The 11,478-nt window shown below is 70.0% G+C and carries 13 protein-coding genes; 12 read left to right on the plus strand and 1 reads right to left on the minus strand.

What is annotated here, in order from left to right:
• The first annotated feature begins 204 nt into the window (after positions 1–204).
• From OG912_RS38340 to OG912_RS38375, 8 genes are all read left to right on the plus strand, one after another.
• Positions 205–1,953 carry an ATP/GTP-binding protein gene (locus OG912_RS38340; RefSeq protein ID WP_327713754.1) on the plus strand — a complete coding sequence of 583 codons (1,749 nt, stop codon included), beginning with the start codon at positions 205–207 and terminating at the stop codon, positions 1,951–1,953.
• 19 nt (positions 1,954–1,972) lie between these two features.
• Positions 1,973–2,389 carry a conjugal transfer protein TraB gene (locus OG912_RS38345; RefSeq protein ID WP_327713755.1) on the plus strand — a complete coding sequence of 139 codons (417 nt, stop codon included), beginning with the start codon at positions 1,973–1,975 and terminating at the stop codon, positions 2,387–2,389.
• Positions 2,390–2,472: 83 nt separating this feature from the next.
• Positions 2,473–4,617 carry a chromosome segregation protein ParM gene (locus OG912_RS38350; protein WP_327713756.1) on the plus strand — a complete coding sequence of 715 codons (2,145 nt, stop codon included), beginning with the start codon at positions 2,473–2,475 and terminating at the stop codon, positions 4,615–4,617.
• 299 nt (positions 4,618–4,916) lie between these two features.
• Positions 4,917–5,456: a DUF6197 family protein gene (locus OG912_RS38355; protein ID WP_327713757.1), complete on the plus strand. Its 540-nt coding sequence runs from the start codon at positions 4,917–4,919 to the stop codon at positions 5,454–5,456.
• 102 nt (positions 5,457–5,558) lie between these two features.
• Positions 5,559–6,362, plus strand: coding sequence for a hypothetical protein (locus tag OG912_RS38360; RefSeq protein ID WP_327713758.1), 804 nt, complete (start codon positions 5,559–5,561; stop codon positions 6,360–6,362).
• A 151-nt stretch (positions 6,363–6,513) separates the two neighbouring features.
• Positions 6,514–6,897, plus strand: coding sequence for a hypothetical protein (locus OG912_RS38365; protein WP_327713759.1), 384 nt, complete (start codon positions 6,514–6,516; stop codon positions 6,895–6,897).
• Positions 6,898–7,124: 227 nt separating this feature from the next.
• The gene (locus OG912_RS38370; RefSeq protein ID WP_327713760.1) at positions 7,125–7,580 is read left to right on the plus strand and encodes an RRQRL motif-containing zinc-binding protein; all 456 of its coding nucleotides are present in this window, start codon (positions 7,125–7,127) and stop codon (positions 7,578–7,580) included.
• A gap of 29 nt (positions 7,581–7,609) precedes the next feature.
• Positions 7,610–8,083, plus strand: a complete 474-nt coding sequence (locus OG912_RS38375) for a hypothetical protein (RefSeq protein ID WP_327713761.1) — start codon at positions 7,610–7,612, stop codon at positions 8,081–8,083.
• Between the two features lie 168 nt (positions 8,084–8,251).
• On the opposite strand, the gene OG912_RS38380 is transcribed toward OG912_RS38375, so the two are convergent.
• A complete protein-coding gene (locus OG912_RS38380) occupies positions 8,252–8,491 on the minus strand; it encodes a hypothetical protein (protein ID WP_327713762.1) in 240 nt (79 codons plus the stop codon).
• 611 nt (positions 8,492–9,102) lie between these two features.
• Between OG912_RS38380 and OG912_RS38385 the strand changes: the two genes are divergently transcribed.
• The 4 genes from OG912_RS38385 (at position 9,103) to OG912_RS38400 (ending at position 11,477) form a co-directional block, all read left to right on the plus strand.
• The gene (locus OG912_RS38385) at positions 9,103–9,348 is read left to right on the plus strand and encodes a hypothetical protein (protein ID WP_327713763.1); all 246 of its coding nucleotides are present in this window, start codon (positions 9,103–9,105) and stop codon (positions 9,346–9,348) included.
• Entirely contained in the window at positions 9,345–9,635 is a 291-nt protein-coding gene (locus OG912_RS38390; protein WP_327713764.1) for a hypothetical protein, read from the plus strand. Before OG912_RS38385 ends, OG912_RS38390 begins: the two co-directional genes overlap by 4 nt.
• A gap of 127 nt (positions 9,636–9,762) precedes the next feature.
• Entirely contained in the window at positions 9,763–10,233 is a 471-nt protein-coding gene (locus OG912_RS38395) for a hypothetical protein (RefSeq protein ID WP_327713765.1), read from the plus strand.
• 110 nt (positions 10,234–10,343) lie between these two features.
• A complete protein-coding gene (locus OG912_RS38400) occupies positions 10,344–11,477 on the plus strand; it encodes a tyrosine-type recombinase/integrase (RefSeq protein ID WP_327713766.1) in 1,134 nt (377 codons plus the stop codon).
• Position 11,478 lies beyond the last annotated feature (1 nt).

Consider the following 11,478-nt stretch of genomic DNA (forward strand, 5'->3'; position numbering starts at 1 on the left):
ACACCGGAAGCCGGCGAAGATGGCGACGAATACGAGGAAGGCGAATACGAACAGCCTCGTTCGCTCGCTGACAGGCTCGGTGACTGGCTGGAATTCCGGCTGGAAATGGCGCGGGCCAACCATGAAAGCGAAGCGCCTTTCCGTGAAGCTGAAATTGCGCGGAAGGCTGCACTGCTGGAGGGTCGTACTGCGCAGGAAGTCGCGATGATGGAGCAGAATGGAAAGCTCCACACCGCGATGATGAAAGCGAAGGGCGACAAGGCGACGGCGCGCGGAAAGGCCGACGCGGAGCGTATGAAGTCGCCCAGTTCCGGCCTGGGAGCGGACAAGGGCCGCTCGAAGGCCGGGGCTGGTGGCGGGTCCCCGCGCGGCGGGAGCGGCAGCGGTTCGTCCCGCAACAACTCCGGGCCGGGAGCCAACCGGCCCGGGGCGGTGCAGCGCAACGGCAACTCCGGCGGCCCCGCCGGGCGTTCCCGGAACGGATCGACCGGCGGCGGTGGCAAGGGTGCCTCGAAGGGCTCTGACCGGTCCTCTGGCGGACGCGCAACCGGTTCCGGGCGCACCGGGCCCAGTGGGGGGCCGAAGAACTCTCAGGCAGGCTCTGGCAGCTCCGGCAAGGGCGGCGGCCGCAAGGAAGACGGCGGTCGGGGCCAGCACGGGCCGGCGTCCAACGCCCGTGCGGAGCGGGCTCGTGGCCGTGCGGAGCGGGCGGGGAATCGTCAGGCGGGACGTCAGGAGCGGCGCAGTGCCGGGCACACCGCCGGTGTCGCCGACCGGAGCAAGAACCGGGAGCAGGCCCGCGCCAACCGGCAGAAGGAATGGGAGGACCGCCGGGCGAAGCGGGCGGAGCGGGACACGGTACGGAAGGCGAAGCGGGAAGCTGCGGGGTCGGCCGACTCCGGTCGCACCACGCTGGGCGGGGCTCTCACAGAGGAAGTCCAGCGCCGCTGGGACAAGCGCCGCGTCGACGCGAAGGCCGACAAGGCCGGCGCAGAGAAGGTGAACCTGACCAAGGACGACAAGGGCGGCAAGGCTGAGGGTGCTGGCGGCAAGGAAGAGGAGACCGTCAAGGAGGCCCCGGACGGTGCCTCCAGCACCGCGAAGGACACGTCGGCAGCCGGTGAGGCAGGCAAGGGCAAAAAGGCCGCTGACGGGGCGCCTGTCGGCTCGAAGAAGAGCCGCCGGTCCCGCCGTCGCACCAGCGGCTCGGGCCGGGCCGGACGACGGGGCCGCACTCGCAGAACGGGGAGCACTGGCCGTGCACGGCGGGCCGGCCCACGCGGGCGCGGGCGGTCGTCGGACAACCGCTTCGGGCCGGAGCCCACCCCGACGGTGGAGTGGCCCGATCACCCCAGCGGTCCGCCGAAGCCCGCCAACAAGACCGAGGACGACATCGTCGACGCGGACATCGTCCCCGACCCACCTGCGGCCGTGACGGTCGGCGTCAAGGGCCTGCCGGCCGCTTCGGAGCCGCATGCCGAGCGGCCCGGCACCAGCCGACCAACGAGCACGGAAGGGAGCAGCGTGAGCAGCAGGGCCAAGAACAGCGGGGGCCGGAAGGGCAACATGGCCGCCCAGCACCGCACGGACATCACGTTCGATGAGTTCCTGATGGAGATGGCGAACATCGCCATTCTGGCCGCCTCCCACCAGGAGCGCGCCGAAGCCATCGCGGAGGCGCTCGGAAGGGTCGCTGATGCCCTGCGAGACATGGCGGCCGACCTGGTCGACGACCACAACATCGACACTCGCGTCACCGACCAGATCACGGACCTGGCCGGCGCCGCAGGCCGCATGAAGCTCCAGGCACGGCGGTGTGCCGACCAGTGCGGCATCGCGAAGGAGGCCGCCAAGCTCGCCGCCGTCATGGTCGCCCGCATCTACGGCGAGGACATGGCCGCCAAGGAAGACGCGGATCTCAAGCACACGTCGGCCGCCGCCCACCACGACTAGACCCGGAGGTATCCCGCTGATGAGCAGCGATCTCGCGCCCCGCAGCAGCACGGCGCCCGTCGTGGCAGACGACGACAACCGGTACAAGGCTGTCCAGGCCAAGCTGGGCAAGCTCGGCAAGTCGATGGACGACGCCGCCCTCGAACTGGAGGGGCTGGTCCGCGACATGAAGGCAAACGCCGCCCACACCCAGGACGTGGCCGCAGACACTGAGCACGCGGAACTGGACCCGAAGTTCGTGGCGGTCACGAACGAGGTGTCTGTCGCTCTGGGCGGCGCTGCCGTTGAGGTGAAGAAGCTCAGCGCCACCGCGGAGGAGATCGTCGACCAGACCTACCGGGCCAAACGCACGCACTCCAAGCTGTATGGCTCGCTGGACGACATTCGCTCCAACCGGCGCGAGAAGACCCCCAGGCCGGGCTTCTTCAACCGCTGATCCCTCCCCACCCCCCTCCCCGGCTCGGGCGGCCCCGCACACCTGCGGGGCCGCCCGAGCCCGTTTCGTGAAGGAGAAATCCGGTGTCCACGCCGCGCAGTGTCGCGCTCGAACGCCTCGCCTACACCCTTGCCGCGCCTGTGCTCGCCGTGGCCCCGAATCTCTACCCCGGCAGCCCCGTGAACCAGGTCGTGCAGCTGGCCGGCGTCGCAGGGGTCGGCGGGATGTTCCTGGCGGCCAAGAGCGAGGAGAACGGTGCCGGACGCAAGATCCTGCGCTGGGCCCCAGTGGTCCTGGCCGCCGCCATTGACACCGTCGCCGGCCACACCGCCGGCTGGGGCCCCTACGGGCTGGACGGCATCCTTGCCGCCGCATGGGCGGGCGCCGGCTACGTGGTACTGCCGTTTGCCCGGCTCGCCCGAAGCCGTCACCGCCCCGCCCTCGCCACTCCGGCACCGCAGCCGGCACTCGCCGAAGCCGCACAGTCGTCCCCCGCGCGGCCGGACGACGGAGCCGACCGCCTCACCCGCGACGCGAGGATGCTGTGGGAGCAGGCCGGGATGCCCGCCCGCACCCACATCGTCAAGGCCACCCGGCATCCCGGAATGCAGCACGACATGACGATCCTGCTGCGCGCCTCGGAGACCGGACGGCCCATCACCGGCCTGTCCGAAGAGGTGGTTGCTGCCCCGTTCGGTGTGTCAGCTGCCGACGTCTTCCTTGCGGACGTTGCGATCCAGCCCGGTCGGCAGGGAGGGCCGGGCTGGCTGGAGGCTCGCATCACCCCCGACGCCAACCAACGCCGCCGCACTAAGCCGACTCCTCAGGAGCGCTGGACCGACAGGGTCGGCGGCTCCAAGGGCGGAGCTCCCGGCTCCGAGCTGGTCCACCGCACCCGCGACGAGGTTCGCGGGGTCACGTTCTACCGGGCGAAGATGGCGGATGCCACCGTCACCCCGCGCATCGACCTGGCCAGGGTCTGCCGCGGTCTCGGCCTGCCCGAGGACGACTCCTGCGTGTTCGTCCTCATCGACGGCACCGAGTTCCTCATCAGCGCGTTCGACAAGCCCCCGCTGTCCGCGATCTTCCCCGCCACCCGGGAGCTGCTCACCCCGGACGCCAAGGGCATGTACGTGTGCGGGTACACCATCACCGGTCAGCCGGTGAAGAACATGGTGTTCCAGCACGACAAGAACGCCGCGGCCCACGGCCTCATCCTCGGAGTGTCCCGGTCAGGGAAGACGCAGTTCTTCGCGATCAACATGGCCGCCCAGTCCCTGGACGGCCAGGTCGTGTGGCTCTCCACCGTCCGCAAGGACGAGAAGACGTCCACGCTCGGCCGGTACATCGACCGGCAGGGCTCGAACGCCCTGTGGATGGCCCGCTCCCTGCGCACGGCAAAGGCACTGTGCGAGATCCGGGCGGACATGCCCTGGCCGCACGACGGCCAGCCGCACGACTACAAGCCGGGCGACTCCCGCTGCCCCTACCGGCAGCTGAACGTCTACGCGGACGAGTTCATGACCGCAGCACAGGACGGAGACTTCGGCGAGTTCATCCAGACCGACGGAGACGACCTCACGGTCACCGGCCTGAAGTACGGCATCGGTTTCAACCCGGCCGGCCAGTCCCCGTTCGCACACAACGGGTTCTCCACCGAGATGAAGGACAACCTGAGACAGAACTCCCGCCCGACCATCTTCAACATGGGCTCGCCCGGCGCCACCCGAAAGGCAGCGGAGGGCACGATGGAGAACGCCTACGACGTGCCGACAATCCCGGCCCGCTACGCCCAGCAGGAAGGTTCCGCGATCGAGCGGGCCATGAAGGGGGAGGCCGACCCGGAGAACGGGGTGAGCACGGGCGGCGTCGCCGTCATGGTCATGGACAACGGCCGCGCCGTGCTGATGCGGTCGCTGTACGCGGACTTCGACACCGACCTTGCCGAGCTGTTCCCCGACGACGTCAACCACCTCACCGACCACGAGATCAGCGAGCTGGAAATGCGCGGCCTGTGGTTCGACTGGAACGAGCCCGTGCGGCCCGGCGAATTCTGGCCCGAGCCCGAGCCCGAGGACGACGGCGACGAGGACGGCGGCTCCCGCCGTCGCGGCGGTGGCGGAAAGGGCGGGGGCGGCAAGCGGGGCACCAAGTCCAGCAGCCGCGAGTCCCAGGTCACCTCGCCCCGCCAGGCCTTGGAGGCCATCAAGAGCCTCAACAACGCCTGACCCTCTCCCGGCCTCACCTTGATCGCCGGACCGCTCTCCAGCCTGTGAATCAGTCGGCGGGCGTCCACGGGCTGTTCCTCGTCGCATCACCCGCACACGAACGAAGTTCATCCCCCGGCCCTCCCGTGTCCAGCCTGCCTGAGTACCCGCCCCCGGCATGTGACGGCAACAGCACCTACTCCCGGGCGAGTTGCACGAGTGCCCGCACACCGCCCACGTCATCTCCCTGCCCGCTCAACGGGCGCCACCGGCATGCCCTTCCGCCGTGGCGCCCGTGCCATGCCCTGCCTGGAGCCCCGATGCCCCACAACACGCTCTCCACCACCCAGACCACCCGAGCCGCCACGCCGCCGGCAGTCCTGTCTCTTGAGGAACGCCTGGCGTTCATCAACACGGCGATGACCGTGCGGCTGGAGGAAGCCGCCGTCGCCTACGAGGTCAACACCGCACACATCCCCACCACGCCCGTCGACCTGAACGACCTCGTCACCCTCCCCCTCACCCCGACCCTCCAGCCCACAGCCCCCTCCCCCACACCCGTCACCGCACTGCTCCAACGCGCGCACCACCGCCTCCTGACCAACGGCTGGTGCGCCGGAACCTTCCAGGACGAGGACGGCGCTCTCTGCCTGTTCGGCGCGGTCCGCACCGAGTCCCACCGCAACCTGCGCCTGGAGATGAGCGCCATGGCGGTGCTGCTGGACGCGATCCGAGCCCAGTTCGGCGACCGCTTCGAATCCGTCCCCAAGTTCAACGACTCGTTCCGCGGCACCGACGGACACGTCCCCCTACGAATGCTCGGCCAGGCCGCAGACCTCGCCGGCGCCCGCGGTATCTGATCCGGACCACCCGCCTCGCACCCGAACCACCACACGGTCGGGTGCGGGCCAGGCCGCCCGGCCGGCACCAACCACCCCACCTCGAACAGGGAGCACCATCCCGTGGCTGACCACAACGACCGCACCCCGAACATCCCCGGCCAGCGCCAGGAGCCCCCGGCCACCAACGGACAGGACCTCAACGTCCCGCCACCGCCCGCGCCGTCACCTGAGGAGAAGGAGCCGCGGCTGGCGGCCCTGCATGCGTGGTGGGACGACGCCTGGGACGACGGCGGCTTCCTCCACGACCGCTGGGAGGACCTGCGCCAAGCCCCGAAGCTCGGCTGGCACTCCATGGCGAACTGGATGAAAGCAGCGATCGCACTCGCCGGGATCTGCACGGTCATCATCCTGCTGGACACCGCGACCGAAGTCCTGGCCGACGCGATCCACCGCCTGCTCACCGCAGCCCCGCACGTCCAGGTCGGCACCGACACCTCCACCGGCATCTTCGCCGTCGTCGACCAGCCGATCCGCTCGTACATCGCGACCCATGCCGACTCACTGCAGATCAGCGCCTCCACCGTCTACACCCTCTGGCAGATCACCGGCCTCTTCGGCCTGATCGGCGGCTTCTTCCGCAGCAGCGGCGCCCGCCTCACCTGGACGGCCTGGGCCGCGGCCAGCATCGCCATGGTCTACAGCGCCGCACCCGCCGACGGCCGCACCATCGCCACCGGTCTCGCCGTCCTCGCCTGGACCGCAGCCTCCGCCATCGCGCTGCGCGGCCTGACCCTGCGCCCGTCGCTGTTCATCCACAACGCGGTCCCCGGCATCGACATCCGCCCCCAGATCCACGTACCCGCCCCGGCCGCACCGCCCACCTACAGCACCCCGGACAACGTGCACCCGCTCCAGAAGCGCTGACCCGCTGCCCCGTCGCCCTGCCTGGTCCTCGCCCACCCCGTGCGGGCGAGGACCGTACAGGCCGCCCGGCCACGCGCCACACCCAACGCCCGCCGACGGACCTTCCGACGGCGGGGCGCAGCACTGCCCACCATCAACCCAGGGGAGAGCCGTGTCCGTCATCCGCCGTGTATGGAGCAAAGCCACCGCAGCCAGCAGGGCCTGGTCCCGTGTCTGCACCGACCCCGTCCAGCTCGACATCCTGCTCGCTGCGCAGCCCGCGACGGCCAACCGTCAGGCTGCCGACCACGCGGCCCTGGCCGGCGAGATGAACATCGACGCCCTGCACGTTCAGCCCGGCCTCATGGACACCCGGTGCCGCATTCTCGCGGACGTTCACTACCTGGAGGGCCTCCTCATCGGCGCCCGCAGCCGACACCTGGACCCCGAACTGATCGAGCGCCTGGCCGCCGCCGTTGACGCCGGCCACGAGCTCACCGTGCTGCTTGCCGATGCCGCGCGTGCCACCGCGGCGGCCCACCAGGCGGGCTACTGAACGCCCGGGGCGGCTGCCGGCCACGAGCCCAGCCGCCCCGGTGCACCCCTCACCCCTACGGGCCACGTACCAGTCCAGCTGGTGCGGCGCCTGCCACTGCGATCTCCCGGAGGACCCATCGTGCTCAGGTCCCGCCCGCGCCGCCGGATCGGCCGGCCCCGCCCCCTCCGCCCCGGCCCCCGCTACCCGGACCGTCCCGCCCGAGTCCACAGCGCGTGGGGCAAGTGATGACCCGACGCAGGAAGAAGCGCCGCCGCGAGGCGAACCGCGTAGCGCGCAGCGACGCGATGCTGCCCGAGTACGACCGTGGCGCCGTACCCGAGGGCCTCGTCACCAGGCGCACGTTGCGGGACATGGGACTGAGCCCCGGGGACAACGAGGGCCCGGTCGCGATCCTGCGGTGCCGACTGTGCGCCACCCGCCCGCAGTGGTCGTGCCGCCACCCCACCAGAGGCTTCCTGCTCCACGTCGATCTGGCTGTACCCAAGCGCGTTCCGACGCTCGCTCAGGAACTGGCCCTGGACCAAGCAATGGCAGCTCGACAGACCTGCGGCGACTGCGGGCGCCGTTTCCACTTCTGCCTCTCGAAAAAGCTCGGGTGCTGCCTGGAATGCCACGACGGCACCCCGGCCGACCCGAGCAGCTACACCGCACCCCCGGCCACGCACCGGCTGGCCGCCTGATCGATGAACTCCCCGAAGGAGCACACACCATGACCGAGACCCTCATGCCGCCCCTCACCGGCCTGACCAACGGCTCTCCGCTCGCCGCCCTGTTCGACATCGTCGCCACCACCGCCCGCCTCAACCGGGAAGAGGAGTGCGACAGCGCCGAAACCGCGGCCGCCGACCACGTCTACGGCGCGTACCCCGACACCTTCGGCCGAGTCCTGGAGCACGACGCATGGACTGGCTACCCCGCCCTGCGGGACCACGCGATCGAGCCGAGCGCGATGGCCTACCTGGACAACGGCCTGTGGCTGCACCACACCATCACCCACGACGCCGACTACCGCGACGTCCTCACGCTGGTCGTCCCCTGCGTCTGCGGGCGGGGATACACCGCCACGCGGCTCGACGACGAGAGTGACCTCCTGGAGGTCCTGGAGGAACTGCGCACCGCTGGCGGGCGCAGCGCACACGGCGGCGACACCGGCGGCCTGTACTGCGCCGGCAGTACTGCCTGAGGCCGGAGCGCGCTCCTGCAGGGGGCGCGTCACGAAGACCGGGAGGCGGTGGCCCCGGTCAAGGGCCGATTGCGGCGCCCGGCTCCTGGTCGTGGCGGAGCCGACTGGAAACACCAGGTGCGCCGCACGGAACCGTGCGGCGCACCTGGCGTTGAGAGGGGTCTGCTTCTACTGCTGGTCAGTGTCCTTGCTGTTCCGGGGGCGGCCACCGACGTTCGTGCGGTCCCAGCTCTTTTCCCACTGGGCGACCGCGGCCCGCTCCCATACCCGGCCGGCCTTCGTCTGCACGACCGGGGCGGGAAAGTCGGCCCGGTTCACGAGCTTGTTGGCCCGCTGGCGGCTGACGACCAGCATTTCTCCGATCTCTGTGACACCGACGTGAGTGGTGGGAGGTGGTGTGTTCGTCATGCCTCCGAGGATCAAGCCCCTGCCACCACCTGTCAACATCTTTCGTGGCGAAACTTGTTGACATGCGAAACACGTTTACAGCAGGATGGGTGTGCACCGAGAAAGGACCACCTCATGGCCGAGAACGACGATCTCCAGGAGCAGCTGCGCAAGGCAGCCGAGGAGCAGCAGCGCGCCAGCGAACGCCTGACGCAGGAGATCGCGGACGCTGCTCGGAGAGACGGCGGAGCCTGACCCCGCAGCGGATCCCCGGTTGCACCAGCGGGGGCGGAAACGCTCGGAGAGACGGTGGCGCTCAGGAACACGCGCCTACCCCGAACAACCTGCACCCGCTCCAGAAGTACTGACCCGTCGCCCTGCCTGGTCCTCGCCCGCTCCGCGCGGGCGAGGACCGGACAGGCCGCCCGGCCACCCGCCACACCCCACGCCACGCCGACGGACCTTCCGCCGACGGGGCGCAGTCCTCGCCACGCATCGGCTGGCCGCATAGCCCCGATACCGCGCCAATGCTGGATACCCGGCCTGCACCCAGCGCTGAACGCGCGCCAGGCCGGCGCGCCCGCCGCACTCTCCTCCATTACCTGCCTCCTGACCTGAGAGGACACCAGACCATGAGCACCGCCACCCTCGCCGCCTTCACCGAGCCGGACCGCCCCAAGAACCTGCTGATCAGGTTCATCACGGTCGGCGGCTCGTACGTGGACGTCACCGGCCCCGGCGAGCACTCCGACAAGTACCGCTGGATCTGCCACGGCTGCGGAGACTCCTCCGACCGGTCCGAGGAGGACTTCCTGTTCTGCATTAGGCCGGAGGCCAACAGCCACGCCGCCACCTGCCGCACCATCCCGCTGAAGTGACCGCCCGCCACCTGCGCGGCGCCCTGCTGATCGCTGCCGCAGTCCCGCTCGTCGCCGCGACGGCCGTCGCCGTGCTCAGGGCCGGCCGCCTCAAGCTGTATGCCGACCGGCACCGCATCGAGATCACCGCCCAGCCCCGTCCGGGCTGTCCGCGCTGCCACGGCGAGGGCGGCTGGTGGACCGGTGGCGCCTTCCCCGAGATGGAGGCGTGCGGCTGCTGGTCCGAACGGCGCGAGATCCGCATCCGGCTCCTGCCCGTTCCGGCCTTGGACGAGCCGCCCTTCTGAACACCACCGCCCCCGGCCGGGATCCGGCCGGGGGCGAAAGCGCATCACGGGGCGACCGCAGCATCGGCAAGAGGCCGGCCGCCCCACACACCCCACCCCGAACACCGAGATGAGGAGCACACCCAGCATGACTGATCGCCTACGCGCCATCGAGGGCCTCGCCCTGGCCGCCGCCCTGACCGCCGTCTTCGACGGAGTCCACAGCTTCGGGGACCAGTTCGTGCAGAACTCGCACGACGCTTCGACCAAGGGCATGCACGGCTCCCACCTGGTCTACAAGAACGACGGCTCCCCGGTGGAGGAGAACCCGTGGCGCCACGGCAAGGAGGGCCGCACCTGCACCGCCAGCGCGTACGGCCGCCGCTCGGTAAGCCGACACGTTGCCAGCTACTCCGCCGTGCAGCTCGCTTCGACGCTCGCCCTCACCCGCACCGTCGGCTACCGCGTCCCCGCGGCCGCGCTCCTCACCGGCGCCGCGATCAACGCGATCACCCACGGAATCCTGGACAGGCGCGACCCGCTGCTGTGGAACCCCGGGGAGTTGCATCGGATGCGTGATCCCTACAAGGCCCATGCCGCTGGGCTGCGGGAAGTCTAGCGTCCTCGCCGTGTCAGGCACGTCGATGTGATCGAAGCTCTGACCTGGCGGTTTGTCAGCGATCAGTCATTAGATGCATGATTCTGCCCTCTACCGAGAGGGGGCGGGGAGTGTCCGAAGGTACGCGTGAAGTCGCTGGCTCGGCGCGGCTGGAGCTGGTCTCGGGGGTGCATCTGCTGCACCCCGAGGACGCGGTGCTGGAGGCGATGCTGGCGGGATGGGCACGCCAGCAGATCGGCGGCCGTGGCCTTTTGAAGAAGACGGTCCACGACCGTCGCAAGATCGTCGAGCAGTTCAGGGACTTCACCAACGAGTACCCGTGGAAGTGGACGGCCGCGGACATCGACGAGTGGATGGCCGACCTGGTGATGCGTCACGACCGGGCCAAGACGACGCTCCGCACCTACCAGGGGGCCGTGGGCGTGTTCATGGACTACCTGCTGAACCCGGTCTACGGGTGGGTGGAGGTCTGTCTGGAGAGGTTCGGTACGCACCCGACGCCGATCCTCCACGACGGCAACCGGCGCGAGCACCTCGTGGACTACGAGGGCGATGAAGACCGCCGGCCGATGACGCGGGAAGAGTGCCAGCTGTTCTTCGACCACATCGACGAGCGGGTCGAGAAGGCCATCAAGCGCGGCCGCAAGGGGGCTTTGACTGCCTATCGCGACTCCACGCTGTTCAAGACGATCTACGGATGGGGGCTGAGAGCCTCGGAGGCGTCCGGCCTGGACGTCGTTGACCTCTACCGCAACGCGAAGGCTCCGCAGTTCGGCCGGTACGGCATGGTGCACGTCCGCAAGGCCAAGGGCACCAAGGGCTCGGGACCCCGGCGGCGGAACGTCGCCAGCATCAAGCCGTGGGCGGTCGAGGCCCTGGAGGACTACGTCGTCAACCTCCGGCCCCGCTACGGCTTCCCCAGCCACCCGGCCCTCTGGTTGACCGAACGCGGCGGCCGGCTGCGGGTCCGCGAGATCGAGGACCGGTTCGCCCTCTACCGCGACGAGCTGGAGCTCCCCAAGGAGCTCGTGCCGCACTGCCTGCGGCACTCCTACGTGACGCACAACATCGAGGACGGCGTCGACCCCAGGTTCATCCAGGAACAGGTCGGCCACCTCTACGCGTCCACGACCGCCCTCTACACCGCGGTCAGCGACGACTTCGCGAACACGATGATGCTCAAGGCCATCGACCTGGCCTTCGGCAACGACTCCGACCTCACGGGCCGGGAACGGAACGGATGAC

The organism is Streptomyces sp. NBC_00464 (assembly GCF_036013915.1).
Lineage (GTDB): Bacteria > Actinomycetota > Actinomycetes > Streptomycetales > Streptomycetaceae > Streptomyces.